We start from the raw sequence: 17,843 nt of genomic DNA, 5'->3' as shown, positions 1-17,843 counted from the left end.
GGCTGCAGCCTGTCCGCAAACAGCCTGGCCTCCCTTCTTTATATTCAGGCTATATAGCGACCAGTGTACGCCACTCGGGCTGTAGTGTGGTCGAGGCAGGCTTCCTGCCGCCTGATTCGCCTGGTTCAACCGCTTAGGTCAGGCCCATTTGCGCCCAGATCCGCCGCACTTCGCCGCGTTCTTTAACGAACTGCGAGGCATCGATCACCCCGGCCTGCTTCTGCAGGGCCTGGCGGTGAGCTGCCGAGCGAAATGCCTTGTACACCTCACGCAGCAGAATCGCATCGCTGGCGGGCATCAACCCGGCCTGTTCAAGCTCTTCAAGGATGCGGATGTTGTCGGTCCAGCGCAGCAGTTCCGGATGGTCGTGAGACCAGGCCAAAGCGGCGTATTGCACCATAAATTCGATATCGACGATACCACCGGCATCCTGCTTGATATCAAAGGGCACGCCCGCCTCGAAAGCGTTGGCGCCGGTACCGGCGGCACTGACCTTGGTCCCCAGGTTGTCACGCATCTTGGTGCGCATTTCGCTGACTTCAAGCTGCAACTTGGGCAAATCACGCGCCTGCCCGAGAATCCGCGCCCGTACCGCTTCGAAGGCCGAGCCCACCTGTGGGCAACCGGCCAACACCCGTGCGCGCACCAGCGCCTGGTGCTCCCAGGTCCAGGCCTCGTTCTGTTGATAACGCTCGAAAGCCCCTACCGAACTGACCAACAGGCCCGAGGCACCTGAAGGACGCAGGCGCATGTCCACGTCGTAGAGCTGCCCGGAGTTGGTCTGGGTGGTCAGCAGGTGAATGATGCGCTGGCCCAGGCGGGTGAAGAACTGGGCGCTGTCGATAGGTTTGGCGCCATCGGTTTCGGCCTGCGGATCACCGTCATGGATGAACACCAGGTCAAGGTCCGAGCCATGGCCCAGTTCGATGCCACCGACTTTGCCGTAGCCGACAATAATGAACCCCGGATCACACAGGCTGCCGTCGCTGCGCTTCGGTTGGCCGTGGCGCGATACCGTCTGGCGCCAGGCCAGGGCCAGCACCTGGTTGAGAATCGCTTCCGCCAGCCAGGTCAGGTAGTCACTGACCTTCATCAACGGCAGGTTACCGGCGATTTCAGACGCGGCCACGCGCAGGCTGTGGGCCAGCTTGAAATGGCGCAAGGCTTCCATCTGCTGTTCCAGATCGTCCTCGGGGATGCGCGTCAGCCGCTCGCGCAGCTCGGCTGCAAGCTCCGGCGCCAGTGGCGGGCTGAACAAACGGCCCTCGTTCAACAGTTCATCGAGCAGCAGCGGGAAGCGGGTGATCTGCTCGGCAATCCACGGGCTGGCGGCACACAAGGTCAACAAACGGCGCAGCGCCCCGGGGTTTTCGGTCAGCAGCACCAGATACGCCGAACGCCGGGCCACCGCTTCCACCAACGGCAAGACCCGCTCGAGCACCAGGTCCGGGTCGGCATGCTCCACGGCCTGCGCCAGCAAGCGTGGAATGAAGGCGTCCAGACGCTCACGCCCCAAGCGCTGCATGGCGCGCAGCTGGCCACTGTTGCGCAGACCGGCCAGTTGCCGCAGCGCCTTGCTCGGGTCGGCAAAACCGGCGTCCTGCAGCTGGCGGCAAGCGGCCTCCTCATCCTGGGCTTCTTCCCACAGCGGCAGCCATTCACCGCCAACAATCACCTCGCCCTCTTCGTTTTCGTCTTCGTCCGGGTCGGCGATGACCTGACGGAAATGCCAGTCGATGCGGCCGCGCCAGTGCATCAGCTGGGCATGGAAACTCGCCCAGTCGGCAAAGCCGAGCATAAAGGCGATGCGCGCACGGTCCAGGTCACTGTCTGGCAGCATCTGGGTCTGGCGGTCGGCGATGGCCTGGATCGCATGCTCGGTGTAACGCAAGAACTCATAGCCTTCACGCAGTTCGGCGACCACCGCAGGCGGCAGGTAGCCTTGCCCCTCAAGGGTCGCCAGCACCTTGAGCAAGGGCCGTTGCTGCAGGCTCAGGTCGCGCCCGCCGTGAATCAGCTGGAACGCCTGGGCAATAAACTCGACCTCACGAATACCGCCAGCACCGAGCTTGATGTTGTCGGCCATACCTTTGCGCCGCACTTCTTGCTGGATCAGCTGCTTCATGGTGCGCAGCGCTTCAATGGCGGAAAAATCCAGGTAGCGCCGGTAAACGAACGGGCGCAGCACATTCAGCAACTGTGCTCCGGCCTGCTGGTCACCGGCCACCACCCGCGCCTTGATCATCGCGTAGCGTTCCCAGTCGCGGCCCTGGTCCTGGTAATACTGCTCCAGTGCATTGAAGCTGAGCACCAGCGCGCCCGACGAGCCGTAAGGCCGCAGACGCATATCAACGCGGAACACGAAACCGTCGACGGTGATCGGGTCCAGGGCTTTGATCAGGCGCTGGCCCAGGCGGGTAAAGAACTCCTGGTTATCCAGCGAGCGCTTGACCCCTTCGGTTTCACCACCCTCGGGGAAGGCAAAGATCAGGTCGATGTCCGAAGACAGGTTCAGCTCGACCGCACCCAGCTTGCCCATGCCCAGCACCACCATGTGCTGCGGCTGGCCGCTGCGATGCCCCATCGGTGTACCGAACTGCTGGCAGTGACGCGGGTACAGCCAGTTATAGGCTTGGTCAATGCAGGCATCGGCCAGATCAGACAGGTCCCGGCAGCTTTGCACCAGATCGGCCTGGCGGTTCAGGTCACGCCAGATGATCCGCACCTGCTGGCGGTTGCGCTGGCGGCGCAAGTTGCGCGCCAGTTCGTCCTCGCTTTGCGCCGCCTGACTGGCGTCGGCAATCTGCGCGCACAGTTCACCTGGGCCGAAGCTACGGTCGAGTTCGCCGCTGGCGGCCAGTGCCAGCAGCATGGCCGGGTCGCGCAATGACTGTTCCAGGACAAAGTCACTGGCGGCGGCAACCCGAGCGAACTGCGCCCACCGTTCAGGCGTCCAGCTATCAAGGGACACATCAGGCACCTGGGCAACCGCGGCGCGCAGCGCTTGTTCGTTACGGCTGACTAACGGTGCGAGGGGGGCAGGCAGGTCAACCAGCAAAGGCAGGCTCATGGTCTATCCTTGATCGGCGAGAAAAGATTAGCGGCAACAGGTGGGATCATTTGTATTGCACCCTCTGTAGGAGCGGGCTTGCCCCGCGAAGCGATGTGATGGGTGAAATGCGATCGCGGGGCAAGCCCGCTCCCACCAACCGTGGCTGGACTGTCATACAAAAGTTAGAAATAGCTGAAAAACATGATTCTGTGGCAGAAACCATCGCAGCAAACCTTTTCTTAACTTGCTTTTAACCACCGGTATCGTTTTTTCCCACAACCTGAACTGAGGCCACAAGCCAGTTTTCTGTAGTTTTACTACTGCTTCTTCACTTCAAAAGCATGAAATGGTGATTCATTTGTAGTAAAACTACACAACGCCGGTACACTCTCCGGTAATCCAAGAATTTCATGTCGTCTGCCCAAAAGGCCAGTCGCAAACTCAGGCAACCGATTCTGGAAGCCTTTCCGCCCTGGAGCAAGCCATGCAAGACCTCGATCCCGTCGAAACCCAGGAATGGCTGGACGCCCTGGAGTCGGTTCTCGACAAAGAAGGCGAAGACCGCGCTCACTACCTGATGACCCGTATGGGCGAGCTGGCCACCCGTAGTGGCTCCCAGCTGCCATATGCCATCACCACGCCATACCGCAACACCATCCCTGTCACCCACGAAGCACGCATGCCTGGCGACCTGTTCATGGAACGCCGCATTCGCTCGATGGTTCGTTGGAACGCGCTGGCAATGGTTATGCGCACCAACCTGAAAGACTCGGATCTGGGCGGCCACATTTCGAGCTTCGCCTCCAGTGCCACCCTGTATGACATCGGCTTCAACTACTTCTTCCAGGCCCCGACCGAAGAACACGGCGGCGACCTGATCTTCTTCCAGGGCCACGCCTCGCCTGGCGTCTACGCCCGCGCCTTCATGGAAGGCCGCATCAGCGAAGACCAGATGAACAACTTCCGTCAGGAAGTTGATGGCAAGGGCCTGTCGTCCTACCCGCACCCATGGCTGATGCCTGACTTCTGGCAGTTCCCGACTGTTTCCATGGGTCTGGGCCCGATCCAGGCGATCTACCAGGCACGCTTCATGAAGTACCTGGAAGCCCGTGGTTTCATCCCGGCTGGCAAGCAGAAAGTCTGGTGCTTCATGGGCGACGGCGAGTGCGACGAGCCGGAATCCCTGGGTGCAATCGCCCTGGCTGGCCGCGAGAAGCTGGACAACCTGATCTTCGTCATCAACTGCAACCTGCAGCGCCTCGACGGCCCGGTTCGCGGCAACGGCAAGATCATCCAGGAACTCGAAGGCGTGTTCCGTGGCGGTGGCTGGAACGTCAACAAAGTGGTTTGGGGCCGTTTCTGGGACCCACTGCTGGCCAAGGACACCAACGGTGCCCTGCAACGCCGTATGGACGAAGTCATCGACGGCGAGTACCAGAACTACAAAGCCAAAGACGGCGCGTTCGTCCGTGAGCACTTCTTCAACACCCCAGAGCTCAAGGCCATGGTCGAAGACCTGTCCGACGACGAGATCTGGAAGCTCAACCGTGGTGGTCACGACCCGTACAAGGTCTATGCGGCCTACCATCAGGCGGTCAACCACAAAGAGCAACCGACTGTCATCCTGGCCAAGACCATCAAGGGTTACGGCACCGGTGCTGGCGAAGCCAAGAACACCGCGCACAACACCAAGAAGGTCGACGTCGAGAGCCTGCGTCAGTTCCGCGACCGCTTCGACATCCCAGTCAAAGACGACGAGCTGGAAAACCTGCCGTTCTTCAAACCGGAAGAAGGCAGCGCCGAAGCCCGTTACCTGGCCGAGCGCCGCTCTGCACTGGGTGGTTTCGTGCCACAACGCCGCGCCCAGAGCTTCAGCGTGCCAACCCCGCCACTGGAAACCCTGAAGGCGATCCTGGACGGTTCGGGCGACCGCGAAATCTCCACCACCATGGCCTTCGTGCGGATCCTCGCGCAACTGGTCAAAGACAAGGAAATCGGCCAGCGCATCGTTCCGATCATCCCGGACGAAGCCCGTACCTTTGGTATGGAAGGCATGTTCCGCCAGCTGGGCATCTACTCGTCGGTCGGCCAGCTCTACGAGCCAGTCGATAAAGACCAGGTGATGTTCTACCGCGAAGACAAGAAAGGTCAGATCCTCGAAGAAGGCATCAACGAAGCCGGCGCCATGTCGTCGTTCATCGCTGCCGGTACTTCGTACAGCTGCCACAACCAGCCGATGCTGCCGTTCTACATCTTCTACTCGATGTTCGGCTTCCAGCGCATCGGTGACCTGGCCTGGGCCGCTGGCGACAGCCGTACCCGTGGCTTCCTGATCGGCGGTACCGCCGGCCGTACCACCCTCAACGGTGAAGGCCTGCAGCACGAAGACGGTCACAGCCACATGATGGCCGGTACCATCCCGAACTGCCGCACCTACGATCCAACCTACGGCTACGAGCTGGCGGTGATCATCCAGGACGGCATGAAGAAGATGACCGAAGAGCAACAGGACGTCTTCTACTACATCACCGTGATGAACGAGTCTTACCAGCAGCCAGCCATGCCGGCCGGTGTCGAGGAAGGCATCATCAAAGGTATGTACCTGCTCGAGGAAGATACCCGTGAAGCGGCGCATCACGTTCAACTGATGGGCTCCGGCACCATCCTGCGTGAAGTGCGTGAAGCGGCGAAGATCCTGCGTGAAGAGTTCAACGTCGGCGCCGACGTGTGGAGCGTCACCAGCTTCAACGAACTGCGTCGCGACGGCCTGGCCGTAGAGCGCAGCAACCGCCTCAAGCCTGGCCAGAAGCCACAGCAGACTTACGTCGAGCAGTGCCTGAACGGTCGCAAAGGTCCGGTCATTGCCTCTACCGACTACATGAAACTGTTCGCCGAGCAGATCCGTCAGTGGGTGCCGAGCAAAGAATTCAAAGTCCTGGGTACCGATGGCTACGGTCGCAGCGACAGCCGCAAGAAGCTGCGTCACTTCTTCGAAGTCGACCGTCACTTCGTGGTGCTGGCTGCCCTGGAAGCCCTGGCTGACCGTGGCGAAATCGAACCTAAGGTCGTGGCCGATGCCATCACCAAGTTCGGTATCGACCCGGACAAGCGCAACCCACTGGACTGCTGAGGAGTATTTTTAAGTGAGCGAACTCATTCGCGTACCTGACATCGGCAGCGGTGAAGGTGAAATCATTGAGCTGTTCGTCAAAGTCGGCGACCGCATCGAGGCTGACCAAAGCCTGCTGACCCTGGAGTCCGACAAGGCCTCCATGGAGATCCCGGCCCCCAAGGCCGGCGTGATCAAGTCGCTGAAGGTCAAGCTGGGCGACCGCCTGAAAGAAGGCGACGAACTGCTGGAACTGGAAGTCGAGGGCGCAGTTGCTGCGCCTGAGGCTCCGGCCGCAGCCCCTGCTGCTGCCCCTGCCGCTGCTGCTCCAGTTGCCGAGGCCGCTGCACCGGCTGCTGCCGCTGTTCAGGACATCCACGTTCCGGATATCGGTTCCTCGGGCAAAGCCAAGATCATCGAAATGCTGGTCAAGGTTGGCGACAGCGTCGAAGCTGACCAGTCGCTGATCACCCTGGAATCGGACAAAGCCTCGATGGAGATCCCGTCTCCTGCCGCAGGCGTGGTCGAAGCCATTGTTGCCAAGCTGGACGACGAAGTCGGTACCGGCGACCTGATCCTCAAGCTGAAAGTGGCGGGCGCTGCGCCTGCCGCCGCCGCAGCTCCAGCACCTGCCGCTGCACCTGCTGCTGCCGCTCCGGCCGCTGCTGCTCCAGCGCCAGCTGCCAAAGCTGAAGCTGCACCCGCAGCACCGGCTGCCGCACCTGCTGCTGCCAGCGGTGCCAAGGTTCACGCAGGCCCAGCGGTACGTCAGCTGGCCCGTGAGTTTGGCGTCGAGCTGAGCGCTGTCGCTGCCACTGGCCCGCACGGTCGTATCCTCAAGGAAGACGTGCAGGTTTACGTCAAGGCCATGATGCAGAAGGCCAAGGAAGCCCCTGCCGCCGGTGCAACCGGTGGTGCTGGCATCCCGCCGATCCCGGAAGTCGACTTCAGCCGTTTCGGCGAAATCGAAGAAGTGCCGATGACCCGCCTGATGCAGATGGGCGCGACCAACCTGCACCGCAGCTGGCTGAACGTGCCTCACGTCACCCAGTTCGATTCGGCCGACATCACTGAACTGGAAGCCTTCCGCGTTGCGCAGAAAGCGGTTGCAGAGAAAGCTGGCGTCAAGCTGACCGTTCTGCCGCTACTGCTCAAGGCCTGCGCACACCTGCTCAAGGAACTGCCAGACTTCAACAGCTCGCTGGCGCCAAGCGGCAAAGCGATCATCCGCAAGAAGTACGTCAACGTCGGTTTCGCCGTTGATACCCCGGATGGCCTGCTGGTTCCGGTGATCAAGAACGTCGATCAGAAGAGCCTGCTGCAACTGGCTGGCGAAGCGGCGGCCCTGGCTGAAAAAGCCCGGACCAAAAAGCTCTCGGCTGATGACATGCAAGGCGCTTGCTTCACTATCTCCAGCCTCGGTCACATTGGCGGCACCGGCTTCACGCCGATCGTCAACGCGCCGGAAGTGGCGATCCTCGGTGTTTCCAAGGCCACCATCCAGCCAGTCTGGGATGGCAAAGCCTTCCAGCCGAAGCTGATGCTGCCGCTGTCGCTGTCTTACGATCACCGCGTGATCAACGGTGCCGCTGCTGCGCGCTTCACCAAGCGCCTGGGCGACCTGCTGACCGACATCCGCACCATGCTGCTGTAACTGCTGTTTCCTGTCTCCCTCTGCCGGGGGAGACAGGCTCCCTTTTCGAGCTGCCACGCTCGTACCTCAACCCCGCCACTTTGGCGGGGCTTTTTTTGCCCCACGGTTTACCAGACTCCGGTAGGAGCGGGCTTGCCCCGCGATACGATGTGGCTGACAAACCGCAATCGCGGGGCAAGCCCGCTCCCACCGGAATGGGTCAAGATTCTGGCTTTGCTGCCGACACAGTGTGTGCAGGCTTGTCAGCCCCCGCTGCATGATGCAACCTTGCGAAAACGTCGAGTAGCAGATTGCGCTACCTTCGCGAACAGCCCTCTTGAAGCGAGCTCTCAATGAAAAGCCAACCCGATGCCGCCAGCCGTATGGTGGCCGAGGTCGTGACGCAGTTGCCCGTGCCCTCGCGGCTCGGCATGCTGCGTTTCGAACGGCTGAATGAGGCCAGCTGGGCGCTGCTGTACCTCGACCCTGCCTGTGAACGCCAGTTCGGCCTGGCGGCGGTCGAGCTCTGCGCCTTGGTCGGCTCGCCCTATGCCAGCCTGATGGAGCCTGAGGCGCGCTACAAGCTGCATGACGCCATCCAGCTGCAGTTGGGCCAGCGCCCGCACTACCTGGTGCGCTACACCCTGCACACGGCGCAAGGGCCGCTGCATCTGCTGGAGCTGGGTGAAGCCTATAAGCAGCACAACCGTCAGCTGTTACGCGGCTACCTGATGGTGATCGACGCCCAACCCGGCGATGCCCCCACCCTCAGCGCCGTCGAGCTGGAAACCCGCAACAACCGCCTGCAGATCGCCTTGCAACTGAACCAGCAGGCCCAGCAAGAGCAGCTTGAACACCTTGAGCGAGTGCGCGCCCAGCAGGAACTGATCCTGCACCTGGCCCGCCACCGCTACAGCGCCAGCAACTCGTTGCTGGAGGCCGCTGAACTGATCACCCGCAGCGCTTGTGAGATCTACAGGATCGATTGTGCGAGTATCTGGTACCTGGAAGGCCAGCAGCTGGAGCCGATTTCCGCGTACTACCGCGACACCCAGGAACACCGCCTGCCCGAGCCCATCGACGCCAGTTGCTTTCCCGACTACCTCGATGCCTTGCACACCAGCCGCGCCATCGATGCCCACAACGCCAACCATGACCCGCGTACCCGGGAAATGGCTGAAAGCCTGCGCGCGCGCGATATCAACGCCATGCTCGATGCCAGTATCCGCATCGATGGCCAGGTGGTCGGCGTACTCTGCCTGGAACACACCGGTTCAACCCGCGCCTGGCAGACCGATGAAATTGCCTTTGCCGGTGAGCTGGCCGATCAGTTCGCCCAGGTCATCAACAACCACAACCGCCGTACCGCCACCAGCGCCCTGCACCTGTTCCAGCGTGCGGTAGAACAAAGCGCCAACGCCTTTTTGCTGGTCAACCGCGATGGCGTGGTCGAGTACGTCAATCCAAGCTTCACCGCCATCACCCAGTACAGCACCGAGGAAGTCCACGGCCACCGGCTCGCGGAGTTACCGGCACTGGAAAACCTCAACGAGCTGTTGTTCGACGGCCCTTCGGACCTCGACGGCAGCAACAGCTGGCAGGGTGAGTTCAAGAGTCGGCGCAAGAACCTCGAGCCCTACTGGGGGCAGCTGTCGATTTCCAAGGTCTACGGTGACAACCGTGAGCTGACCCACTACATCGGCATCTACGAAGACATCACCCAAAGCAAGCTGGCCCAGCAGCGCATCGAACGCCTGGCCTATACCGACAACCTGACCAGCCTGGGCAACCGCCCGGCGTTCATCCGCAACCTCGACGAGCGTTTCGCCCGCGACAGCGACAGCCCGATCTGCCTGCTGCTGGTGGACATCGACAACTTCAAGCGGATCAACGACAGCCTCGGTCACCAGACCGGCGACAAATTGCTCATCAGCCTGGCGCGGCGTTTGCGCAATAGCCTGAGTGTCGGTGGCAGCCTGGCGCGCTTTGCCAGTAACGAGTTCGCGGTGTTGCTGGAAGATACCGACCTCAACAGCGGCCAGCAGATTGCCCAGCAGTTGCTGCGAACCCTCGACAAGCCGCTGTTCGTCGACAATCAGCTGATCAACGTCACCGGCTCCGTAGGCCTGGCCTGCGCGCCCTTGCATGGCCGCGACCCGCAGACCCTGATGAAGAACGCAGGCCTGGCCTTGCACAAGGCCAAAGCCAACGGCAAGCATCAGGCCCAGGTGTTCACCGAAGCGCTGAATGCCGAAGCCAGCTACAAACTGTTCGTTGAAAACAACCTGCGCCGCGCCCTGGCGCAAAACGAACTGGACGTGTTCTACCAGCCCAAGCTGTGCCTGCGTAGCGGCCGTTTGCTGGGCCTGGAAGCGCTGCTGCGCTGGAACCACCCCGAGAAGGGCATGATCCGCCCGGACCAGTTCATCAGCGTTGCCGAAGAAACCGGGCTGATCATTCCCATCGGCAAATGGATCGCCCGCCAGGCCTGCCGCATGAGCCAGCGCTTACGTACCGAAGGGCTGGGCAACCTGCAGGTGGCGATCAACTTGTCGCCGAAGCAGTTCTCCGACCCTGATCTGGTTGCTTCGATCGGCAACATTCTCAAAGAAGAAGCCCTGCCGCCGCACCTGCTCGAACTGGAGCTGACCGAAGGCCTGCTGCTGGAAGCCACCGAAGACACCCACCGCCAGCTCGACCAGCTCAAGCAACTGGGCCTGACCCTGGCCATGGACGACTTCGGCACCGGTTACTCCTCGCTCAGCTACCTGAAGAAGTTCCCGATCGACATCATCAAGATCGACCGCAGCTTCATCCATGAAATTCCCGACAATCAGGACGACATGGAAATCACCTCTGCGGTGGTGGCGATGGCCCACAACCTGAAGCTCAAGGTGGTGGCCGAAGGCATTGAAACCGCCGAGCAACTGGCGTTTCTGCGGCGTCACCGTTGTGACGTTGGCCAGGGTTACCTGTTCGACAAGCCAATCCCCGGGGCTGAGCTGGTGAACAAACTCAAGCGTTATCCACGTGGACCGATGGCCTGACAGCAGGGCAATATAGTGTTCATTCAAGGCGCCATCGCGGGGCAAGCCCGCTCCTACCGGTAGGAGCGGGCTTGCCCCGCGAAAGGGCCGCCCCCTATCGACCTGAAAACAGAGGAACAGCTATGGTCCTGCGTTCGGAGATTCTGGTGAACAAAAACGTGCTGCCCACTGCGGAACAGGCCCTGCCTGGCCGCGAAACCCCGATGACCCTGCCGGAGAAGCACTTCGTCAACGATACCCCGCTGCTGGGTCCGTTCTTCGAGAATGTTGGCTTCGCCATCTTCGGCCTGGGTTGCTTCTGGGGCGCCGAGCGGCGCTTCTGGCAGCGTGAGGGTGTGGTCAGCACCGTGGTCGGCTATGCCGGCGGCATTACCCCCAACCCCACCTACGAAGAAGTCTGCTCGGGCCTGACCGGCCACACCGAAGTGGTGCTGGTGGTCTACGACCAGGACAAGATCAGCTACCGCGAACTACTGGCGATGTTCTGGGAACTGCACAACCCTACCCAGGGCATGCGCCAGGGCAACGACATCGGCACCCAGTACCGCTCGGTGATCTACTGCACCACCCCTGAGCAACTGGAAGAAGCCCAGGCCAGCAAACGGGCTTACCAGGCCGAGCTGAGCAAGGCCGGTTTTGGCGAAATCACCACTGAGATTGATCAGGCGCCGACCGTCTACTTCGCCGAGGCCTATCACCAGCAATACCTGGCCAAGAACCCCCAAGGCTACTGCGGCATCGGTGGTACCGGTGTCTGCTTGCCACCTAGCCTGCAAGGCAACTGAGGGTTCGACATGTCAGCACCGAGCATGACGCTGTTTCATTCCCCCTCCTCGCCGTTCGTGCGCAAGGTCATGGTGGTGCTGCACGAGACCGGGCAAACCGATCGCGTTGCCCTGCATGCCGTCAACCTGTCGCCGATCAGCCCGGTCGATGAACTCAACCAGGGCAACCCGGCCGGCAAGATCCCGGCCCTGCGCCTGGCTGACGGTAACGTACTGCACGACAGCCGGGTGATCTGCGAATACCTCGACCAGCAGCATGTCGGTGTTCCCCTGATTGCCAAGGAAGGCTGGTCGCGCTGGCACCGCCTGACCCTCGCCTCGCTGGCCGATGCGATCATGGATGCGGCGGTGCTGACCCGTTACGAAACCTTCCTGCGCCCAGAGGACAAGCGTTGGGATGCCTGGGTCGAAGCGCAGCAGGACAAAATCCGTCGTGGCCTGGCCAACTTCGAACAGGAGCACATGGCCGAGCTGAGCTCCGTGTTCGACATCGCCGCGATTGGTGTGGCCTGTGCGTTGGGTTACCTCGACCTGCGCATGCCCGACTTCGGCTGGCGTGAGCAGCAGCCGAAGCTGGCGGCGTGGTATGCCCAAGTCAGCCAGCGCCCTTCGATGCTGGCGACTGCCCCACCCGCCTGAGGGTTTACTTCGGTAGGAGCGGGCTTGACCCGCGATGGCGGTTTGTCTGGCACATCGTCTCGCGGGGCAAGCCCGCTCCCACAGGATTGATAGGTAACCAGTGGGAGCGGGCTTGCCCCGCGAATGAGCCACCGCTCAATCCGCCTGGCCAGCACCGCCCCCACTCGCCGCTCTTCACGTAACCCGCTCATTGCAGTTTCCCCTGGCCAACGCTGTACCAATCCAACCGCCGGGTCAGAACCATGAACACGCCCAACAGCCCGAACAGCAACAGCGAGCCCATCAGCAAGGCATAGTCCTCGGCGCTGAGCAGTCCGTAGAGCATGCCGTAAAGCACCGCCAGACCCAGGGCAAAGCTGGTGGCGCGCATCAGGCTGTGCAGCACATGGCACAGGTAGAAGCCGATCAACAGCACACAGGCCGCCGCAGACAGCAGGTAAGCCAGGCCAAAGCCCAGGTGTTCGGACAACGACAACAGCAGCAGGTAGAACAACGCCAGCGCCGCCCCCACCAGGATGTACTGAATCGGGTGCACGCTCAGATTCTTGAGCACTTCGAAGAGGAAGAAGCCGGCAAAGGTCAGGGCAATGAACAGCAGCGCATATTTGATCGCCCGCTCACTCTTGAGGTACTGGTCGACCGGGTCGATAAAACTCACCCCAAAGGCGCGGCTACGAAATTCATCACAGCCTTCGTTGCCCACACACTGACGCAAGGCGTCTTCCAGGTTGGTGGAAAAGAATGAGGTTTGCCAGTGCGCCGAGAAGCCGCCGGCATCGATCTTGCGCGTACCCGGCAGGTAGCTGCCGACAAAGCTTGGGTGCGGCCAGTTGGCTGCCATGCTGACACTGCTACTGCGGCCCACCGGCAACACTTGCAGCAGCCCGGTGCCCTGCAGGCTGAGGTCAAAGGCGTAATTGAACTGGGTGGGCGCCTTGCCATCGAGGTTGTTCAGCACCACGTGCACACCACCGCCAAACCAGCTCAGGCGCGTGCCCGCCTGAAAGTCCAGGCGCTGGTCGTTGTACTGCAGTTGCACACCCTTTTCGATACCACGGATATCACTGACACCCACCACCAGAAACGCCGGATCAAAACGGTAGTCGTCAAGGTTGACGCTGATACCCCAGTTGGCCGGGACTTTGAATGTGCCGCTGATGTGGTTGTCGGCGTGGAACAACCGCGTCTGGTAAATCCCTCGCGAGCGCAGCTCGGTGTTGACGCCCGACTTCAGTTCGAAGGTTTCCGGCAAAAAGTACAGGTGGCCGTTGACCTCTTTGGTTTCCTGGAACGTGTGGCCTTCTTCGGTTTTCCAGCGCCGTTCGGTTTTGCGGTACGGCACCACCAATAGCGGGCCACTGATCTGCTGGCTGAAGCTCGCGCTCTGGGCGATGTCTTGTACAACGCTGTCGCGCTGCTCCTGGCGTTCACCGATCAGGCCGCCGATCATCAGCAGCGGAATCAGCAACAACACAATCAGCAAGGCAATGGTGCCCAGTTTGATACTCAAGGTTCGGTTCATGAGGCAAGACTCCGGTTTCGATAGGCGGAGTCTGGGCAATCCACATGGAGCCTTGAGGGAGCTATGTGGAGCGTGTGTGCAGAGTGTGTGAAGTTTCAGTCCAGGCGTTTGGCCGGCAACCACAGGCGCACGCGCACGCCCTCTTCAACGTTGGCCACTTCCAGCGAGCCACCGTGCAGCTGCATCACTTCTTCGACGAAGTTCAGCCCCAGCCCGGTGCTTTTACGCCCGCTCGCCGGGCGCGGCAACGAGTAGAAGCGCTCGCTCAAGCGCCCCAGGGCATAGTCGGGAATCGCCTCGCCCTGGTTGAACAGGCTCAGCGCCACACGCTCGCCGCGTTTTTCCAGCTCGAACAACAACAGGCCACCGGGCGGGGTGAAATCGAGGGCGTTGTCGAGCAGATTGGCAATCGCCTGACGCATGAGAAAAGGCTCACACAGCAACCGGGTGCTGGCCGCGATGCGCTGGCGCACCTGCAATGCATTGCTTTCGATCCGCGCGCTCTGGGCCAGCAGCAGTTCATCAACCAAGGCCGCCAGCGACACCTGTTGCTGTTCCTCCAGCGTCTGTAATTGCTCGACCTGAGCCAGATTGAGCAAGCGCTCGATCAGCTGCTGCATGCGCGCACTTTCACGCTCAATGTTATCGGCAAAGCGCTGGCGCTGCTCCTCCGGCATCGGCCCCTGAAGCAGCTCGGAGGCGCCGCGGATCGCCGCCAGCGGGCTCTTCAGCTCATGGGTCAGGGTGTGCACATAGCGCTCGACATAGTCTTTGCCATCGAGCTGGGTGCGCATGCGCTCTACCGCCGCGGCCAGCTGCCCCAGTTCACCGCCGCGATAATGCGGCAGCGCGGTACGCTCACCCTCGCTGACGGCCTGCGCGTAGTGGGTCAGGCGCCGCAGCGAGCGTGCCAGCCACCACGACAACGCCGCACCCACCAGCAAGCCCAGGCCGATCAGCCCCAAGCCCAGGTACATCAGGCGCTGTTCGGAGCGGTCGATATAAGGCTGCAGCGACTTGTTCGGCTTGGCCACGGTCACCACGCCGATGATCTTGCCGTCATCGAGGATGGGTGCGGCAACGTGCATCACCGACGACTCAGGATCATCCGGATTGCTGCGGGTTGAACGCGCCCCGTATTCACCGCGCAGGGTCAGGTACACATCGTTCCAGCGCGAATAGTCCTGGCCCACCGCTGCACCCGTGGAATCGAGCAGGACAATGCCCTTGGCATCGGTAACGTAGATGCGGTGATTGACCTGATTCTTCGACAGCCCCCAGATATCCGCACGCGGCTGACGCTGGCCATAGGCGCGCAACAACTGCGGCAAACGACTCTGACCGAGCGTGCCGGCCTTGACGTCGTCATGCAGCAGTTCAGCGAGCAGGTTGGCGGTGTCTACCAGGGTTTCTTCGGTGGATTGGCGCACCCCGGGGCGGATCTCCTCGCGCACCGTGCTGAGGATGAAATACCCGGTCAGCCCGACAAACAGGAAGTACACCAGAAAGATCCGGATCCCCAGACGCATCAGCTGTGGCTCGGGCTATAGCTGTAACCCAGGCCGCGGTGGGTCTGGATCGGCTCGGCCTCGGCAGCCACCAGGCGCAGTTTGGCGCGCAGGCTCTTGATGTGGCTGTCGATACTGCGCTCATAACCGGCATCGGCCGGCACCCCGACGGCATCGAGCAACTGCTCGCGGCTCAGCACCCGCTCCGGCTGCTCCAGCAGGCTCTGCAACAGGCGAAATTCGTGACGGGTCAGGCTCAGGGCCTGGCCGCGATAGCTGATCAGCATGCGCAAGGTATCGACCTGAAACAGCCCAGGCGCGCTGCTGGTTGGTTCGGCACGCGGCGCCATACGCTTGAGGATGGCGCGCACCCGCGCTGCGACTTCCCGCGGGCTGAACGGCTTGACCACATAATCGTCGGCACCGATTTCCAGCCCCACCACCCGATCGATTTCGCCATCGCGGGCACTCAGGAACATCACCGGCACCTCAGTGAAACGCCGCAGTTGCCGGCAGGCTTCAAAGCCGCTGATATCCGGCAGGCCGATATCGAGAATGATCAGGTCAGCCGGGTGCTGACGCTGCTGCTCCACCGCTGCATTCCCCAGCGTCACCCACTGTGTGCTGTGACCGTCGCCCTGCAAGGCAAAAATCAGGGTATCGGCGATGGCCGCTTCATCTTCGACAATCAGAATGTACGACATGGGGAGCTGCAAGCCTCAAGCAACAAGCTTCAAGAAGAAGCAGATTCGGTGACGTTACACAAACTGCTTCATCTTGCCGCTAACCGCTTAAAACTTGAAGCTTCCAGTCAACACTCTGGTTTGCCCGCGGTAAAGCGTCGCGCCGGGTTCACTGCTGCCTTGAACTCGCGCAAGGCCTTGGCACCGATGAGCAGCGGGTAATTGAAGCTGCTGCGGTCGGTCAGGTTAACCTCGACCGTGCGCTTGACGTCGCCCAGGCACAGTTCCAGATCAACCACTGGGCGTTTGCTGATTTCCGCGCCCTCACCGTCTTCATCTTCGTCGGCGCGGTTTTTGATTTTGCTGATGCGCGCCAGCTTGTGTTCGTAGACCTTGCCATCGGACTCTTTGGTCGCCAGGCGGAAACGCACCCACTCTTCACCGTCTCGGGTGAACAGTTCGATGTCTTTGGCCGACAACGAGGCGGTCAGCGCGCCGGTGTCCATTTTCGCCTTGAGGGTTTCACCGCCAAATTCCGGCAAGGTGATGTATTCGTAACGGCCGTACAGGGTCGGTTCGGCAGCCATCACCGGAAGGGCCAGCAGCGACAGCAGGGCAAGTACAGATTTCACAGGTTGCGCTTCCTTGAGATAAGACAGTGTTTAGACTGCGCAAGCAGGATAGGTTCGCGTTAATAGCTTATTCAACACAATGTGAAACATTTGTCCGGTACTCGCAGACCGGCACATTTGGCGTACGCCGCCAGGCTGCTTATCATTGCCGACTGTTTACTTGAAGATAAGAGCTTTCTTATGCGCCGCTTACTAACGGGCATTCTGGTGACCTTGCTGTTGCTGCTCAACACCCTGGTCCTGATCGGCCCCTTGCTGGTCTTTGCCCTGCTCAAGCTGGTTCTGCCCGGCCGTTACCGCGACTACGCCTCCTTGGCGGTGATGTGGATCGCCGAAACCTGGTCGGAAATCGACAAGCTGATTTTCCGCCTGTGCATCCCCACTGTATGGGAAGTGCGCGGCGCAGAAGACCTGCGCCTGGACACTTCGTACCTGGCGATCAGCAACCATCAGACCTGGGTCGATATTCCGGCATTGATCCAGGCACTGAACCGGCGCATTCCGTTCTTCAAATTCTTCCTGAAGAAAGAGCTGATCTGGGTGCCGCTGCTGGGCCTGGCCTGGTGGGCGTTGGATTACCCGTTCATGAAGCGCTACAGCAAAGCGTTTCTCGATAAACATCCGCACCTCAAAGGCCAGGACCTGGAAATCACCAAGGCGGCCTGCGAGCTGTTCAAGCGCCAGCCGGTGACCGTGGTCAACTACCTGGAAGGCACTCGCTTCACCGAAGCCAAGCGTAGCGCCCAGCAATCACCGTACAAGCACCTGCTCAAGCCCAAGGCCGGAGGCGTCGCCTTCGTGCTGGCTGCACTGGGCGACCAACTTGATGCCTTGCTGGATGTCACCATTGTCTACCCCGGCAACAAAGCCCCGGGATTCTGGGACCTGCTGAGCGGCGCGGTGCCTAAGGTGATCATCGACATTCAGGTGCGTGAGCTGGACCCGGCGCTGTGGAGTGGTGATTACGAAAGCGATCCGGCTGTGCGCCAAGCGGTACAGGAGTGGGTCAACCAGCTGTGGCATGAAAAAGATCAGCGCATAGAAGCGTTGCGCAGCCTGTAGGAGCGGGCTTGCCCCGCGATGCGATTTAACTGACAGACCGCTATCGCGGGGCAAGCCCGCTCCTACAGGCGCCCATTAAAACCCTCACTAATAATCGAGATAAGGGAATCTTCTTTGCTATTGGCGGATTAACTGGATAAAAATCGATCAACAAACAACTACAAAAAAGCC

Annotated in this window: 11 protein-coding genes; 6 read left to right on the top strand and 5 right to left on the bottom strand. The window is 61.0% G+C overall.

Annotated elements, in window-relative coordinates:
* Positions 1-133: 133 nt before the first annotated feature.
* Positions 134-3,070, bottom strand: a complete 2,937-nt coding sequence (gene glnE / locus ACP6KB_RS01770; protein ID WP_442111677.1) for a bifunctional [glutamate--ammonia ligase]-adenylyl-L-tyrosine phosphorylase/[glutamate--ammonia-ligase] adenylyltransferase — start codon at positions 3,068-3,070, stop codon at positions 134-136.
* A 466-nt stretch (positions 3,071-3,536) separates the two neighbouring features.
* Between glnE and aceE the strand changes: the two genes are divergently transcribed.
* The 5 genes from aceE to ACP6KB_RS01745 all read left to right on the top strand — a co-directional run bounded on the left by aceE (position 3,537) and on the right by ACP6KB_RS01745 (position 12,265).
* Positions 3,537-6,182, top strand: coding sequence for a pyruvate dehydrogenase (acetyl-transferring), homodimeric type (aceE, locus tag ACP6KB_RS01765; RefSeq protein WP_442111675.1), 2,646 nt, complete (start codon positions 3,537-3,539; stop codon positions 6,180-6,182).
* Positions 6,183-6,195: 13 nt separating this feature from the next.
* Complete coding sequence (aceF, locus tag ACP6KB_RS01760; protein WP_442111673.1) at positions 6,196-7,815, top strand: dihydrolipoyllysine-residue acetyltransferase; 1,620 nt, start codon at positions 6,196-6,198, stop codon at positions 7,813-7,815.
* A 332-nt stretch (positions 7,816-8,147) separates the two neighbouring features.
* Complete coding sequence (locus tag ACP6KB_RS01755; protein WP_442111672.1) at positions 8,148-10,841, top strand: putative bifunctional diguanylate cyclase/phosphodiesterase; 2,694 nt, start codon at positions 8,148-8,150, stop codon at positions 10,839-10,841.
* Between the two features lie 122 nt (positions 10,842-10,963).
* On the top strand, positions 10,964-11,626 hold the full coding sequence (gene msrA, locus ACP6KB_RS01750; RefSeq protein ID WP_442111671.1) for a peptide-methionine (S)-S-oxide reductase MsrA: 663 nt from the start codon (positions 10,964-10,966) through the stop codon (positions 11,624-11,626).
* Positions 11,627-11,635: 9 nt separating this feature from the next.
* Entirely contained in the window at positions 11,636-12,265 is a 630-nt protein-coding gene (locus ACP6KB_RS01745) for a glutathione S-transferase (protein WP_442111670.1), read from the top strand.
* A gap of 187 nt (positions 12,266-12,452) precedes the next feature.
* Here the strand turns inward: ACP6KB_RS01745 and creD are convergent, their stop codons facing one another.
* The 4 genes from creD to rloA2 all read right to left on the bottom strand — a co-directional run bounded on the left by creD (position 12,453) and on the right by rloA2 (position 16,610).
* On the bottom strand, positions 12,453-13,787 hold the full coding sequence (gene creD, locus ACP6KB_RS01740) for a cell envelope integrity protein CreD (RefSeq protein ID WP_442111669.1): 1,335 nt from the start codon (positions 13,785-13,787) through the stop codon (positions 12,453-12,455).
* 95 nt (positions 13,788-13,882) lie between these two features.
* Positions 13,883-15,316 carry a two-component system sensor histidine kinase CreC gene (gene creC / locus ACP6KB_RS01735; protein ID WP_442111667.1) on the bottom strand — a complete coding sequence of 478 codons (1,434 nt, stop codon included), beginning with the start codon at positions 15,314-15,316 and terminating at the stop codon, positions 13,883-13,885.
* A complete protein-coding gene (creB, locus tag ACP6KB_RS01730; protein WP_442111665.1) occupies positions 15,316-15,999 on the bottom strand; it encodes a two-component system response regulator CreB in 684 nt (227 codons plus the stop codon). The genes creC and creB overlap by 1 nt, the downstream gene beginning before the upstream one ends.
* Positions 16,000-16,106: 107 nt before the next feature.
* Positions 16,107-16,610 carry a retropepsin-like aspartic peptidase RloA2 gene (gene rloA2, locus ACP6KB_RS01725; RefSeq protein ID WP_442111663.1) on the bottom strand — a complete coding sequence of 168 codons (504 nt, stop codon included), beginning with the start codon at positions 16,608-16,610 and terminating at the stop codon, positions 16,107-16,109.
* A 180-nt stretch (positions 16,611-16,790) separates the two neighbouring features.
* On the opposite strand from rloA2, the gene ACP6KB_RS01720 reads away from it, so the two are divergent.
* Positions 16,791-17,672: an acyltransferase gene (locus tag ACP6KB_RS01720; RefSeq protein ID WP_442111661.1), complete on the top strand. Its 882-nt coding sequence runs from the start codon at positions 16,791-16,793 to the stop codon at positions 17,670-17,672.
* Positions 17,673-17,843 lie beyond the last annotated feature (171 nt).

This window comes from Pseudomonas sp. NUPR-001 (assembly GCF_052147955.1).
GTDB lineage: Bacteria > Pseudomonadota > Gammaproteobacteria > Pseudomonadales > Pseudomonadaceae > Aquipseudomonas.
The sequence above is the reverse complement of the archived record's forward strand: the minus strand, read 5'-3'. Positions and strand labels throughout refer to the sequence as shown.